This window comes from Stanieria cyanosphaera PCC 7437, assembly GCF_000317575.1.
GTDB classification, from domain to species: domain Bacteria; phylum Cyanobacteriota; class Cyanobacteriia; order Cyanobacteriales; family Xenococcaceae; genus Stanieria; species Stanieria cyanosphaera.
The window spans coordinates 4032365-4046209 of the sequence record NC_019748.1 but is presented as its reverse complement, the minus strand read 5'-3'; the positions used below and the strand labels follow the sequence as shown (position 1 = coordinate 4046209).

The following is a 13845-nucleotide window of genomic DNA, read 5'->3' as shown; positions in this document are numbered from 1 at the left end:
GAAGCCTCTCAGCCCTGCTTGCGCGAGGACTGAGTATCTTGCTCTACAATAGATATGGGTTGTGACCATAATATCGAAAGCGTTACCCGACTTCTGGGTGACAAGCAGGAATTTTGACCTTTCTTGTCCTGTGAGCCATTTCTGCTCATCAGTCTATAAATAAATCTTGCGCCAATATTGTAGCTGGCGGACAAATCACAGTTATATTGTTTTCCGCTAGCAAATATGGCTATTGCGTAATTACTTTTATCTCGCTTGAGTTTGCCACTGTCATCATAAGCGTAGCTGCTGGTACCGCGTGGGTTAACAAAACTAACACTACCACCAATCTCCGACCACTTCATTTGAGTTAGATTAACTATCCGACGGTGCAACCATCCATGAAAGCGTTGTCTTAGAGTTGAACGCTTTTTACCTCCCTTTGGTCGCCAGCCTTTTAGATGCTCGAATACTATATATTTGACTCCAAATTGCTTGGCTATCTTGACCAAACGAGACGATATCTTTTGTCCTATCTCACGGTTGATATTGTTAGCTTTACGATACAAGCCACGACAAAACCCTTTTTGTAATTTGCCTGTCCGACTAGCTTTGGTACTTATGCGCTTCAGTCTTTTATCTCTGCGGTCTATGTCTCTGCCATGGTGAATAAATTCGCGATGGCTTACAGTACCGTCATAGTTAACAACTGAAACTGTAGCAGTGGTATTGATGCCCAAGTCTACAGATAAAACAGATTGAGTGCCTCGGGCGCGGGAAATGAATTCCCGCGCAGGAGAGGCAGTGATTTCACCTTCAGGCAGCTTGGATTTTTGGCACTGAAAAGGAACAGATAAATGACTACCTTTTTTATTGACAATCAAATATGGCGATTTACGCTTATTAGCCAAGTCTAGATGTCTTTGTCTATGACCCATCAGCCCGACAGTTATCCAAACCCAATCTGTTCCCGTATATACTTTAATCGCTGCTGTATTTAAGTCTTCTGCAAACTTAATACATTGACCTTTATACAAGGGTGGGTATGCCCCACAATCAGCATTTAGTCTTGGTGGTAGTGTATCTTTTCTGTTTCTAATTCCCGATTGCCACATTCTGTATCTAGTCACAAAACTAGACACTTGACCAACTGCAAACTGAATTGCTCCACGTCGGTAGTAGCTGGGGAATTTGTGAAAACGAGAATTAAAGTATTGATATTTTGAGTTAGGATTTTTGGCTGTTTGATGTATCAGTTTTTCTACGGCAGGTATTTGTGCTTTAGCGTCTAATACTCCGATTGCTGACCAATGAGTGTAGATTACTCCTACCAAACAACGAACTAAACATCTGAATTCACAAACAGTTTTGTGCAACAACTCTTTTTGCTCTTGAGCGAGTCGGGCGCGGGAACTTGGTTCCCGTGCAGGAGACTCGGTGATTTCACTCGCTACAATTTGCCATTTGTCTGTTCTGATGTTGTGTTTTACCATGAAAGTATTTTAGCATAGTGTTTGAGTTTATGGTCAAACCAAAACCCCATAATCATAGCTTTGGGTACAATGTAGTCCATATAGTGTTTGTTACTAAATATCGTCATCCAGTGATAACTGATGCGGTTGTGAAAAGATTAACCGAAATGTTTGCTCGACTGTGTGAAACTCAGGATTGTGAGATGCTGGAGTGTAAGGCGGATTTAGGGAAGCGTGACCACATACATCTTTTAGTAGACCTTGCTCCTAAGATATCTTTAGGAAAACTGTGCAATATACTAAAAACTATAAGCAGTAGAGAAATTAGAAAAGAGTTTGCACAACAACTAAAACCTTATTACTGGAAACCTAAATTCTGGAAACAGGGTTATGGCTACACTTCGTCGGGAGGTGCGCCAATAGAAATTCTGATTAGATATATAGAAAATCAGGGTTTTGAGGATTAGGGAGCTTCGCCACGCTTGCGCCCGCATTCTCAGCCTTGCTTCGCGAAGACTGAGAATGCGGGCTGATTTCCCGTTCAACCAATTTTAGCAAGGTTGTTTTGCGTCAAAATCAGTTTGTAACCAAATATTTAATTTTAGTATTGCTTTTTCTCCAGAGTATGTTAGTATAGAATCCGTGGCTAAAACAGGGTTAAACCGAAGTTAAGTCTAGTTTTAAACTGTTTTATCGTAAATTTGGGACTGTAGTTCAGTTGGTTAGAATGCCTGCCTGTCACGCAGGAGGTCGCGGGTTCGAGCCCCGTCAGTCCCGTAGAAAATAGAATCGAGCTTTGAGTAGTTTTAAAGTCTTACGTTTTGCGCGGACTTAAAGATTATAGTCCCAAATTGAGGGAGTCATTAAGGTTTTGTTACGGTAGCAGTATTAGTAAATATATACTGAATTATACTGTTGCTAGCCTGTTAGTATATTCGTATGCTCTTCAAGATTAATTAATGATCTAAAAGTAAAGCGTTTGCGCTATTTTTGCAAGAGGTTTATTGCTTTTCTACTGTCCAAATTCTGCTCTAGCTTGCTCGACAATTTCGGCTGTAACTTCTTCAACTTCAGCAGCACGAGCTAATTCTTCAATACGGTGACGAGCTTGAGAACGAACAAAAAAAGGAATTTGTTTGAGTTTAGCTTTAGCTTCTGCTGTCCAAGATAAATCATCGGTTAAATCAAATTGATTATTACTCATTATTTTGCCCCTCCAAATAATCTTTTGATACGCTCAAAGTTTTTTATTTATTGTTTAGTAATTATGGTTTAGTTCAAGTTTATATTTTACAATTAATAGCTTACATTTTTTCGAAAATTTGTTTTAATTTTTGTTTATTTAAAGTTATTTTTACTTCCAATTTTTTCTCTCCATCTCGTAACAACAATAAATAATCCTCCCCTTTATTATTACCAGCTACTTGAGGATGATCTAATTCAATTGTGCGATAAACTATTTGGGGTAAAGTTACACAAATAACAACTTGGGATTGAGTTTGAGGATAGATATATAGTTTTTGATTAAATTGATCTAGTTCTAATTTTTTAGCCGTAATATTTCTAACTTCTGCTGAGGTATCTTTCTGCCAATAAACTGTAATACCTTTCAATTGTGCATTATGAATTACAAAATTTTCGTCAAATCTTTGTGCCTCCCAACTAATTTTAGAAAATTGATTAGATTCAGGAATTAATCTTTGTTGCCAAATAATTTCTTTACCTTGTAAATTATGCCACCATTGAGCGATCGCAGCTAAATTATCTGCATTGTGAGGACCGCTGCTATTTTGTTGCCAGATTGTAGTATTAGTCATGATGAGCGAAGAGAATTTGAGGAATGTTTTAAAATAGTAAATCGTACAAAAACACAAAAAAATTACATTTAAATACAAATTATGTCTGTTTTGGCAGCGATCGCAGTTTTGGCGTTATTAATCGTAGTTCATGAATTGGGACACTTTGCAGCAGCAAGGTTTCAAGGAATTCATGTAAATCGTTTTTCGATTGGTTTTGGTCCTGCATTATTAAAGTACCAAGGTTCAGAAACAGAATACGCTATTAGAGCTTTTCCGTTAGGAGGATATGTGGGTTTTCCCGATGATGATCCAGATAGCTCTATACCTGCTGACGATCCTAATTTACTACGTAATCGTCCAGTTTTAGACAGAGCGGTCGTGATCAGTGCTGGAGTGATCGCTAATTTAATTTTTGCGTATTTTCTATTAGTCGGACAAGGAATAACAGTTGGCTTTCAAGAAATTAATTATCAGGCGGGAGTCTTAGTTCCTCAAGTAGTTACAGAAAATGATTCCGCAGCTAAAAGAGCGGGAATTCAAGCAGGTGATGTAATTGTAGCGGTAGAAGGTGAAACTTTAGGAGCTTCTTCAGAAGCTTTAAAAAGCTTAAGACAAACGATCCAAGATTCTCCTAATCAGTCTTTAAAATTAACAGTTCAAAGAAAGAATCAAACTATTCCTTTAACGGTTACACCCGAATTAGACCAAGATGGCAAAGGTAAAATTGGCGTAATGCTTGCACCTAACGGTGAAGTAGTTCGTCGTCGCGCCGATAATATCTTAACTGCCTTTAGTGCTGCTGCTAATGAGTATCAAAGAATTGCTCAATTAACTGCTCAAGGTTTTTGGAAATTGATTAGCAATTTTGGGGAAACTGCTGACCAAGTAGCTGGACCAGTAGCAATTGTAGCAGTAGGAGCGGAACTTGCTCGCAACGATTTAAGTAATTTATTTCAATTTGGAGCCTTAATTAGTATTAACTTAGCGATTATTAACATTTTGCCTCTTCCTGCTTTAGATGGCGGTCAATTAACCTTTCTGGCAATTGAAGGAGTCAGAGGAAAACCTGTTCCGGGTAAAATCCAAGATGGCATTATGCAAACTGGTTTAGTTTTACTACTAGGTTTGGGCGTATTTTTAATCGTGCGCGATACAGTCAATTTAACTGTATTTCAGCAGCTTTTTCAGTAAACAATTAAAATGACAAGCATCACTTCTAAGTTGCCTAGTAAAAAACAACGCAGTCAAGAAATCTTACGGTTTTTAAAACGTCTTTATCCTGATGCCACTTGTAGTCTTAACTATCAAACTACTTTACAGCTATTAGTGGCTACGATTCTTTCTGCTCAATGTACTGACGAACGAGTTAATCAAGTTACACCTGCTTTATTTGCTAAATTTCCTGATGCTTCTGCTTTTGCTGCTGCTAATCGAGCAGAATTGGAAACTTTAATTCGTTCTACAGGTTTCTATCGCAACAAAGCCAAAAATATTCAGGGTGCTTGTCAAAAAATTGTCGAGGAATTTAATGGACAAGTTCCTCAACAAATGGAACAACTTTTAACACTTCCAGGTGTAGCTCGTAAAACTGCTAATGTGGTTCTGGCTCATGGTTTTGGGATTAATCAGGGAGTCACTGTAGATACTCACGTTAAACGTCTTAGCAACCGTCTGGGATTAACTAAAAACCAAGACCCAATTAAAATTGAACAAGATTTGATGAAGCTTTTACCTCAAGCAGACTGGGAAAATTTTTCGATTAGAATTATTTATCATGGTAGAGCAGTTTGTAAAGCTCGCAATCCTCAATGTCATATTTGTGAATTAGCTCATCTTTGTCCTTCGCGAACTAAACCACTTTAATTGGCAAGAGACATCATACTAAATCCTGTTCTTGCAGATTATTTAACTGTTATGTAAAGTAACGATGCGACCGCCTTTGATGTTTTTCTGGGTTATATTCATAAAACTAAACTACCCAGTTGGCGAACAGCCCTATTCAATTTTCTTCTACCAAGCTAATGCTAATCCATCCGCTCTTGGTTCGGAAGCAGCAACAAAAATGTTATTTTGATTTAAAATAATTTGTCCTTTACCAAACATTCTGGAAGGAGCAATTTTAATATTATGTCCTCGTTCAATTAAATCTAAAACGACGGGATGAGCAACACTCGTTTCTAACAACACCACATCCTTTTCAATAAATCGCCAACGAGGTGCATCCAAAGCTGCTTGGGGATTCATACCATAATCAACTAGGTTAGCAATTACTTGTAAATGCCCCTGCGGTTGCATGGGCGCACCCATCACCCCAAAAGCACCTAAAGGATGACCATCTTGAGTAAGAAAACCAGGGATAATGGTATGAAAAGGACGTTTATTGGCTGCAATTTGGTTGGGATGCCCTATTTCTAATGTAAAACCTAAACCGCGATTATGTAGAGCAATACCTGTCTCGGGAATCAAAATTCCACTACCGAAACCTTCATAATTAGATTGGATCAAAGATACCATCAAGTCTGAATCCGCAGCAGCTAAATAAACTGTGCCTCCTTGAGGTAAACCTGGGGTTGCTAAAGAAATTGCTTGAGAATGAATTAATTCTCTTCTGGTTGCTGCATAATTTTTATCTAATAGTTGTGCTGTGGTTACCTCCATATACTGAGAATCGCCTACATACTGATGCAAGTCGGCAAAAGCAAGCTTCATCGCTTCGATTTGATAGTGAAAACTTGTTCCTGAGTCGCGAGGATACTGGGAAAGATTCAAACCTTCAACAATGTTCAATGCAATTAAAGCAGCTATACCCTGAGTATTAGGAGGGATTTCCCAAATCTGTACATTATGATAGTCGGTTGAGATTGGTTGTACCCAATCAGCTTGATGATTAGCCAAATCTTGTTGAGTCAATAAACCCCCTGTATCGGCAGCAAAATTAACTATTGCTTCAGCCAACTTGCCTCGATAAAAACTTTCTCCTCCAGAAACAGCAATTTTTCTTAAAGTATTGGCATGAGCTAAACTTCCCCACACTTCTCCAGTGATAGGGGCGCGGTGATTAGGAAAAAAGACTTGTTTAAAAGGTTGGTATTCCGGAGCAGTCAGTGGTAAAAATATCTTTTCTGCTCTTTGCCATGCTTGGGCAGTTACAGGGGAAACGGGAAATCCTTCTGTCGCATAACGTATGGCTGGTTCAAATAATTGTGTGAACGGTAACTTGCCCCATCTTTCCCAAAGACTACGCCAAGCAGATACTGCCCCTGGTACAGTTACAGTCAACCAACCCAATTCTGGAATGCGATTTATTGAAGTAAAACAATCCAAACTACAATTTTGAGAACTTTTTCCCGAACCATTCAAACCATGTAATTTGCCATCCCAGACTAAAGCAAAAGCATCTCCACCAATACCATTAGAAGTCGGTTCGACTACCGTTAAAGCGATCGCCATTGCTACGGCTGCATCTACGGCATTACCACCAGCCCATAACATTTCCATTCCAGCTAAAGTAGCTAATGGTTGACTAGTAGCTACTGCACCTTTTTTACCTAAAATGATACGACGTTGAGAAGAATAAGGATATTGATTTAAATGATTCATGTTTTTGCTATTGCTTAAAATATCTTTGAAAACCACTTTTTCTAGCCAAGTTATCGCTAAAAATTGTTTTTTGGGTTTTAATCTTAGAAGAGATGATTATTCGTCTCAAGTGCATCTCGTGGCAACTCTTTAGCTTTACTTGGCAAGTACAAAAGGTGTAGGCTAATTTAACATTGGTGAGCGAGTAATTCCCTACTTTTTAAGAAATTGAATCGAATGACAGATTTAATCGCCCAAAAAATTACAGAAATTAACGCGCAAATTCCTGCTGATGTTCGTTTAATTGCTATTACTAAACAAGTAAGTATAGAAAAAATGCGGGCTGCTTATCAAGCAGGAATCAGGGATTTTGGCGAGAATCGTCTTCAAGAAGCCCTAGCTAAACAACAACAATTACAAGATTTATCAGATATTACTTGGCATTTTATTGGTCATCTACAAACAAATAAAGCCAAAAAAGTTTTAGAAAACTTTGATTGGATTCATTCAGTAGATAGTCTCAAACTGGCTCAGGTTTTAAATAAAATTTCAGGAGAATTAGCGATTCATCCGAAAGTTTTTTTACAAGTCAAAGTTCTTCCAGATCCTAATAAATATGGTTGGCAAATTGAAGAGTTGTTAACAGATTTATCTCAACTCAATCAATTAGAAAATCTAAATATTCAAGGTTTAATGACAATTTTACCCCTAGGGTTATCTGATTTAGAAACTTTAGCTGCTTTTAAAAAAACCCAGGAATTAGCCGACCAAATCAAACAAGAAAATTTTGCTCATTTATCTATGTCTCAACTATCGATGGGAATGTCTGGAGATTATTTATTCGCAATTCAAGCAGGGGCTACTATGATTCGTTTAGGTCAGATTATTTTTGGTGAAAGAAACTAGCTCTTTAACCTTCACATAAGACTTTGTCTATATCTAGAACTCAGTAGGGATGTAGCATATAGCTGAAAACGAAAAAAATACTTTATACTTAATTGATACCTCAACTGTTAAGAATTGTTAAGCAAAAATTTGTGAAGATTGATAATTTAAGAACAGAAAGTTACCGAGACCGAATCAGAGCAATAGCAACAGTTACTTGGGAAGATCGCGATCGCCCTAGTCAAGATATTTATTTCGAGACAACCAACGAATTTGCTAGCGATATTTGGTGTAATCCCAATGCTTTTCTTGCTGCTTGTGTCATACCAGCAATGCGCTATGGAGAAAGAAGAATTACACTCGATGCACCGATCTGTCCCGCACTCAAAGATGGTTTAACTAACATCATGCATTGTTTGGTTCATTGGCATAAAGGCGATCGCCGTGTCATACCAATTGAAGCACCTCTGGCATCCGACACAGATTATGTTATGGCAAAACCAAGAGCGGGTTGCTTTTTCTCTGGTGGTATAGATTCTTTAGCGATGGTACGTAATAATCGTTTTAATTTTGCCCCAGAACATTCTCGCTCGATTAAAGACGGTATTTTTGTCTACGGCATACTTAATGGGGAGGATGAAGAAGAGCCTTCTTTTCAATACGTTCTTGATGCTGTATCGTCAATCGCTAACGATGCCGAGATCAATCTCATTCCTATTTATACAAATGCCTATGCCCATATTAGAGATTTAGATCCAGATTTTCTGTTTTGGAAACTAGAATTTCAAGGTTCATTTTTGGCTGCTGTTGCTCATAGTCTTTCACGCAGATTGACAACAGTTTCGATGGCTTCTACTTACGATCTAGCTCATTTAGCTCCCTGGGGTTCTCATCCTTTAATCGATCACCATTTCAGCAGTAGCAATCTACATATTCGTCATGAAGATGCAGCTTTATCGAGACTGGCAAAAACTAAATTGGTTGCCCAATGGGATGTAGCTTTGAGACATTTGCGAGTATGTAATGAAAAGGATAGCTATCGTGAAGGCAACTACAACTGTGGCAAGTGTGAAAAATGTGTCCGAACCATGACTGCACTGTTGGGACTAGGATTGTTGGAAGAAGTTACTACTTTTAAAGAGAAAGATGTTTCTAAAAAATTGTTAATTAAAACAGCCCATTTTAACGATACTTTTGGAGAATCTTCCTATAGGGAGCTAATTCCTCTTCTTGCTCAAATCAAGCGTTATGATTTAGTAGATGGAATTAATATTATTCTCAATAGATATCACGAGAAAGATTTAAAAGGAGTAATCAAACGCATAGACCGAATTTTCTTAAAGGGGCGTTTGTTTAATTTGAGTAAGAAGTTAATTTACTCAGTACGGAAAGAAATTGAACTAGGGGTTGCAAAACGAAAACTAGAGAGAGTTGTATAGAAAGTTATCATACTTACTCAAAACTCTATGAAAGACGATTTTTGATTTTAAGTCAACCTCAAAATATTTTACGTAGTGGCGATTCTATAATCGCCCTTATCTAATTCAAACTTTTGTTGAAATCTTTTTTATACCAATTACGGATAAGAGTGTTGAAATTTAAGGATTATTTTAAGCGAAGAAACAATTTATTACTTATTACTATTATTTGATTTCATCTTTAATGTAAGTATTAAACCGAACTTGATATTACAAAAAAGCAAAAAAACAAACCTCTAACTTTAATTGTTAGAGGTCTTAATCTTAGTTAGATTAATTTTTAAAGAAAGTTAATCTAGACAAACCATTCTTCGATCGCTTCTTCTTTAGTATTAGTATGACGAGAAGGAGTTTCGCGGTTAAACTTCATGTGGATGGAGCGATTTTGTTCGCCATCAGCAGCTACTGCTACAATCGGATAATCGATTAAACCATCTTGGAAAGACATCTGGAAGCGGAATGTGCCATCGGGATTGAGTTTAATTGGACGACCACCTATAGTAACAGTTGCATCAGGTTCGGTTGCACCGTAAACAATCAGTTCCGCATCAGCAATTAACCAGAATTTGCGAGGACGAATTGGAGGTGCAGAAGCAGAAAAACCAACTCCAGACATACCTACACCAGACATATTTATTCCAGATGCGGTAGGTAATGCCCACATACCAACACCAGAGGGGAAAATATAAGAGCTAACTGCTTGTTCTGGTACTTGCTGCATCGAACCAAACAGAGAACCTGCTACGCGCATTGCTTCAGCAGATTTTGTCATACCAAAGATTTGTTCGTAAATACCGTTTGTGCCTTCACCAGTAGCAGTAACAGCAGATTGTTTCTTGCTAGGAGGTACAAGTTCATAAACAGTTTTACCTTCTAACTCTTCTTCCCAGTTAACTGTGACAAAAACATCTTCGATCCAGTCAGAAGGATAGACAGGAGGAACGCGAACTGGTACAGAACGAGCTAAAACTAACCAGCGTCCATCCGCACAACGATAACCAATATCAATGACATAATCGCGATCGCTAACGGGTAGAGGTAAATACCATTCCCGTGCTAATTCATCACAAAGATACTCTTGAACACTGTGAGGAGCTTGATATTCTAAACTGATATCAGTTACGTCATACAAACGTAGCGCGATTTGTTGGCCGCCTTGACGGCGTAACTCTTCTTTGTGGTCATTGGGAACATCCCAATAAGTATAAGCCCATTGAGGATCTCTTGGCATGAGGACGATTCGGCTTTCTCCATAACCGCCTGGAAGTTCGCCTAAATCTTCATCAACTGATGATAAGGGACCACCAACGCGATCGTCTTGACCTATGTCAAATTTAGTTGCTTCCACTTGTTGCTCCTCCTGGGTTTGAATTAAAGGATTTTGAGAAAATCTTCTTTGTTCTAATTCTTGAATTGCTTGTTTGACTTCTGCTAGTAGCTGCGATTTTCGCATCCTACTATAACGGGAAATACCCAGTTCGCTAGCAACTCTTCTCAGTTGCCGTAAAGTCATTTCATCTATAGGGGGACGTTCTCTTGCCATTTATCTACAGCCTCCGATTTAATTAAGACGGCAATTAGCTGTTGGCAGCATTTTTAGACTCAATCGGTAGGGCATATTCCCTATCTGTGTTGTCTTATTATCTTTGGTTTGTTTTATTGAGTATGCAATACAACGCTTAACTATATGTAACAAAAATATTGGGGTTGGGATCAAGTCTTTCTGAGGAAAAGAATGACCCAAAAACGAATTTATCAGTATTTCGGGGATCGTTATGTCAAGAAATCATGACATAGTATTCTCAATAGAAATTTAGCCAGCAGATAAGTCAAAAAATCATGACATTATTCACTTGGTTGATTTCATAAAAAATTAAGCTCTTGAAAAGACTGGTTAGGATGATATTTAATTTGTTCGAGTTTTTCACTTTCTGGCGGTGGTAATTGATTAGGTTTTTTCGTCAATCCCAGCTTGTTCAAAACAATAGTTAAGACAATTGCCAGTAATAAACCTACACCAAAACCAAAACCAGCTAGATAAATAATTAAGCGTTCAAGCTGCTTTTTATGGATAGATAGTCTTTCTCTGCTTTCGGGGGATAAATTTTCGATTTCCTGGAGTTCTTTGGCAGCTTTTCCTTCTAAATCAGAAAAATTCAAGCCATGATCATCAAAATTAAAGTTATTAGGAGACTGATTCATCGAAATCTTTAACAGTAAAAAATCAAAGATAGCTTAAAGATATATAAATATATGAATAATTACGATAATGATTTTTTTATCGAACTTAAGTCTAAGACGGATGTATTATTTACTATTATTTGATATTTTTTTGCTTAAATAAGATTTACTCAAATTAGTTGCCAAAAGCAGAGTTCACAAACAATGATTTAAATTTAGCTAGTTTAATTGGGATTAAAAGAAGGAAAGCTCCAGTGAATCAGTTACTAATTTTCGATCAAAGAGAGTATGTAATAATTAATCAAAATTTAATTGTTTTGCAGAGATCGACGACAGCACAAAAGTTTGCTGAATCTCCTCAAACTCTTGTTCCTGGGCAAGATATTCGACTGAGTTTTCCAGAATTAATTGGTTTAGAAAATGTTTTGACTCAGATTCTTAATCAAGAACAAGAATTCTTTTCTCTTGAAACTATTGCTCGCCACGTTAATAATAAAACTAATTTATATTTTAATTTATTAATCAAAAAACTTGGAAACAATTTAATTATTTTTCTAGAAGATACCACTGAAATAATATTACTCAAGCAATCTTTGGTACAACAAATTAATGAAGCTGAAGTATTAGTAAGTACTTTAAAAAGATTTGAAGACTGTACGAAAAAGATTTTGACCTCAATGGGTGATGTTTTGTTTATAACTACACCATCGGGGGAAATTGAACAAATAAATCAGGCAGCTAAAAAAGTGTTTGGTTACAATCAAAACGAATTAGTAGCAAAAACAATCGACTTTATTGTAAAAAATGAAAACTTTGACCACGAAAAAGTTTATAATTATTTACTCAAAAATCGTAACAAAGTTCAAAAAATAGATGCTATCTGCCAGACAAAATCAGGCGAATTAAGAGAAATTGAATTTAGTTGTTCAATAGTACAAACAGAAATTAAAGAATTTTTTAATTGCGTTTATATTGGCAGAGATATTACTGCTCGTAAACAAGCAGAAACAGAAATACTTCAAGCTTTACAAAAAGAAAAAGAACTTAGAGAAATTAAATCACGGTTTATTTCTTTGGCTTCCCATGAGTTTCGTAATCCTTTAAGTAGTATTTTAATTGCAGCTAATTTTTTGGCTGAGAATAAAAATAATATTTCTCAAGAAGATTGGGATTTTTATTTAAAAACTATTAATACTGCTGCTCAAAATATGCAATCTTTGGTTGAAGATATTTTAGTAATCAGCAAAACAGAAGAAGGAAAATTAACTTTTAATCCTGGTTTGCTTAATTTGAATAAATTTTGTCAGCGACTTATCAAAGAATTAGAAATTACAGCTAATAAAAAAAATATTTTATTTTCGACAAATGTAGAACATTTGGTAATTTGGTCAGATGAAAAAATTTTAAAATTAATTATAAACAATTTGCTTTCTAATGCTATAAAATATTCTCCTCAAGAAGAAAATATTGAATTTAAAATATTATATTTTGCCGAGCAAGAAATAGTTCAAATAATAATTCAAGATTACGGAATTGGTATTCCCGTTGAAGCTAGAAAACACTTATTTGATTCTTTTTATCGAGCTAACAATGTTGGAGATATTCCAGGAACTGGTCTAGGATTATCAATTGTAAAAAAAGCGGTTGATTTACATGGAGGTAAGATCGAATTAAATAGTAAACTAGGATTGGGAACAATAATTACTGTTATTTTGCCCGTTAATCATCAATCATGTTAAGGGAAAGAGATTTATGAAAATTTAATTAAGTCAAACTTAATAACTTTTAAAAACGAGAGGTGTCAACCATGAATGAGCTTAGTAAAGAAGAAATGCGTCAAAGATTAGGAAATATTAGTCATCTTCAAGATTTGTTATTTGGAGATAAAATTGAAACTTATGAAAATCAATTTGAACAGCTAGCTCAACGATTAAATCAACTTGAATTACAATTAAAGCAATTTCAGGTTAATGTAGGCGATCGCTTGATAGATTTACAAAATTCTTTAACCAAAAAAATGGATGCTTCGGTTTCTTCTTTAGAAAAAAAATTAAAATATTTAAGCTTAACTAGTCACGAAGAAATTAATCAACTTCGGCAAGAAATTCAAGCGACAGCTAAACTTAGTTCGGAAAATATTGCTTTGTTAAGAAAAAATTTGAATCAAGAAAGTTATTATCTCAAACATGAATTAACTCAAACTAGGGAAACAGCCGAAGAAAACATTAAAAGTCTCAGACAACAAGTTTTTGAAAAAATCGAAAAAAGTTTATCGGATTTAACAGACGCAAAAGTGTCTCGTGCGGATTTAGCTGAGGTATTATTTGAATTATGTTTGAAAGTCAAAGGCTCAGAATTTGTCCCTGATCTTAAAGAAGCGGTAGAAAATCAGGTTAAAGCCGATTTTATTCTTCCGGAAGAAGCAGATAATAATCTCAAGAGGCATGAAAACAATCTTTAATTATCATTTAT

Annotated in this window: 13 protein-coding genes and 1 tRNA gene; 8 read left to right on the top strand and 6 right to left on the bottom strand. The window is 36.2% G+C overall.

Annotated elements, in window-relative coordinates:
* Positions 1 to 8: 8 nt before the first annotated feature.
* Positions 9 to 1472 (bottom strand): IS200/IS605 family accessory protein TnpB-related protein, encoded by a 1464-nt coding sequence (locus tag STA7437_RS17615; protein WP_015194744.1) that lies wholly within the window; start codon positions 1470 to 1472, stop codon positions 9 to 11.
* A gap of 29 nt (positions 1473 to 1501) precedes the next feature.
* On the opposite strand from STA7437_RS17615, the gene tnpA reads away from it, so the two are divergent.
* Together tnpA and STA7437_RS17605 are read left to right on the top strand one after the other, a co-directional pair.
* Positions 1502 to 1918, top strand: a complete 417-nt coding sequence (gene tnpA, locus STA7437_RS17610; RefSeq protein ID WP_015194743.1) for an IS200/IS605 family transposase — start codon at positions 1502 to 1504, stop codon at positions 1916 to 1918.
* A gap of 236 nt (positions 1919 to 2154) precedes the next feature.
* Positions 2155 to 2228 (top strand) — tRNA-Asp (locus STA7437_RS17605).
* A gap of 235 nt (positions 2229 to 2463) precedes the next feature.
* Here STA7437_RS17605 and STA7437_RS17600 read toward each other — a convergent pair.
* Both STA7437_RS17600 and STA7437_RS17595 read right to left on the bottom strand, forming a co-directional pair.
* Entirely contained in the window at positions 2464 to 2655 is a 192-nt protein-coding gene (locus STA7437_RS17600; RefSeq protein ID WP_015194742.1) for a PCP reductase family protein, read from the bottom strand.
* A gap of 100 nt (positions 2656 to 2755) precedes the next feature.
* Positions 2756 to 3268, bottom strand: a complete 513-nt coding sequence (locus tag STA7437_RS17595) for a hypothetical protein (protein ID WP_015194741.1) — start codon at positions 3266 to 3268, stop codon at positions 2756 to 2758.
* Positions 3269 to 3349: 81 nt separating this feature from the next.
* Here STA7437_RS17595 and rseP point away from each other — a divergent pair, with 81 nt between their 5' ends.
* A complete protein-coding gene (gene rseP / locus STA7437_RS17590) occupies positions 3350 to 4441 on the top strand; it encodes an RIP metalloprotease RseP (protein WP_015194740.1) in 1092 nt (363 codons plus the stop codon).
* A 9-nt stretch (positions 4442 to 4450) separates the two neighbouring features.
* Positions 4451 to 5113, top strand: coding sequence for an endonuclease III (gene nth, locus STA7437_RS17585; RefSeq protein ID WP_015194739.1), 663 nt, complete (start codon positions 4451 to 4453; stop codon positions 5111 to 5113).
* 147 nt (positions 5114 to 5260) lie between these two features.
* Here nth and STA7437_RS17580 read toward each other — a convergent pair whose 3' ends face one another.
* The gene (locus STA7437_RS17580; protein WP_015194738.1) at positions 5261 to 6850 is read right to left on the bottom strand and encodes a gamma-glutamyltransferase family protein; all 1590 of its coding nucleotides are present in this window, start codon (positions 6848 to 6850) and stop codon (positions 5261 to 5263) included.
* A gap of 216 nt (positions 6851 to 7066) precedes the next feature.
* Here STA7437_RS17580 and STA7437_RS17575 point away from each other — a divergent pair, with 216 nt between their 5' ends.
* Positions 7067 to 7735: a YggS family pyridoxal phosphate-dependent enzyme gene (locus STA7437_RS17575; protein ID WP_015194737.1), complete on the top strand. Its 669-nt coding sequence runs from the start codon at positions 7067 to 7069 to the stop codon at positions 7733 to 7735.
* Between the two features lie 131 nt (positions 7736 to 7866).
* The gene (locus STA7437_RS25020) at positions 7867 to 9153 is read left to right on the top strand and encodes a hypothetical protein (RefSeq protein ID WP_015194736.1); all 1287 of its coding nucleotides are present in this window, start codon (positions 7867 to 7869) and stop codon (positions 9151 to 9153) included.
* Between the two features lie 334 nt (positions 9154 to 9487).
* Here the strand turns inward: STA7437_RS25020 and STA7437_RS17565 are convergent, their stop codons facing one another.
* Together STA7437_RS17565 and STA7437_RS17560 are read right to left on the bottom strand one after the other, a co-directional pair.
* Positions 9488 to 10735 carry a DUF4912 domain-containing protein gene (locus STA7437_RS17565; RefSeq protein ID WP_015194735.1) on the bottom strand — a complete coding sequence of 416 codons (1248 nt, stop codon included), beginning with the start codon at positions 10733 to 10735 and terminating at the stop codon, positions 9488 to 9490.
* 320 nt (positions 10736 to 11055) lie between these two features.
* Positions 11056 to 11394, bottom strand: coding sequence for a hypothetical protein (locus tag STA7437_RS17560; RefSeq protein ID WP_015194734.1), 339 nt, complete (start codon positions 11392 to 11394; stop codon positions 11056 to 11058).
* 233 nt (positions 11395 to 11627) lie between these two features.
* On the opposite strand from STA7437_RS17560, the gene STA7437_RS17555 reads away from it, so the two are divergent.
* Together STA7437_RS17555 and STA7437_RS17550 are read left to right on the top strand one after the other, a co-directional pair.
* The gene (locus tag STA7437_RS17555; protein WP_015194733.1) at positions 11628 to 13112 is read left to right on the top strand and encodes a sensor histidine kinase; all 1485 of its coding nucleotides are present in this window, start codon (positions 11628 to 11630) and stop codon (positions 13110 to 13112) included.
* 68 nt (positions 13113 to 13180) lie between these two features.
* Positions 13181 to 13834 carry an acetate and sugar kinases/Hsc70/actin family protein gene (locus STA7437_RS17550; protein WP_015194732.1) on the top strand — a complete coding sequence of 218 codons (654 nt, stop codon included), beginning with the start codon at positions 13181 to 13183 and terminating at the stop codon, positions 13832 to 13834.
* Positions 13835 to 13845 lie beyond the last annotated feature (11 nt).

Coding starts and splice junctions, on each gene's coding strand:
- tnpA (WP_015194743.1), top strand. CDS start 1,502: ATGGTCAAACCAAAACCCCATAATCATAGCTTTGGGTACAATGTAGTC.
- rseP (WP_015194740.1), top strand. CDS start 3,350: ATGTCTGTTTTGGCAGCGATCGCAGTTTTGGCGTTATTAATCGTAGTT.
- nth (WP_015194739.1), top strand. CDS start 4,451: ATGACAAGCATCACTTCTAAGTTGCCTAGTAAAAAACAACGCAGTCAA.
- STA7437_RS17550 (WP_015194732.1), top strand. CDS start 13,181: ATGAATGAGCTTAGTAAAGAAGAAATGCGTCAAAGATTAGGAAATATT.
- STA7437_RS17595 (WP_015194741.1), bottom strand. CDS start 3,268: ATGACTAATACTACAATCTGGCAACAAAATAGCAGCGGTCCTCACAAT.
- STA7437_RS17580 (WP_015194738.1), bottom strand. CDS start 6,850: ATGAATCATTTAAATCAATATCCTTATTCTTCTCAACGTCGTATCATT.
- STA7437_RS17575 (WP_015194737.1), top strand. CDS start 7,067: ATGACAGATTTAATCGCCCAAAAAATTACAGAAATTAACGCGCAAATT.
- STA7437_RS17565 (WP_015194735.1), bottom strand. CDS start 10,735: ATGGCAAGAGAACGTCCCCCTATAGATGAAATGACTTTACGGCAACTG.
- STA7437_RS17615 (WP_015194744.1), bottom strand. CDS start 1,472: ATGGTAAAACACAACATCAGAACAGACAAATGGCAAATTGTAGCGAGT.
- STA7437_RS17600 (WP_015194742.1), bottom strand. CDS start 2,655: ATGAGTAATAATCAATTTGATTTAACCGATGATTTATCTTGGACAGCA.
- STA7437_RS17560 (WP_015194734.1), bottom strand. CDS start 11,394: ATGAATCAGTCTCCTAATAACTTTAATTTTGATGATCATGGCTTGAAT.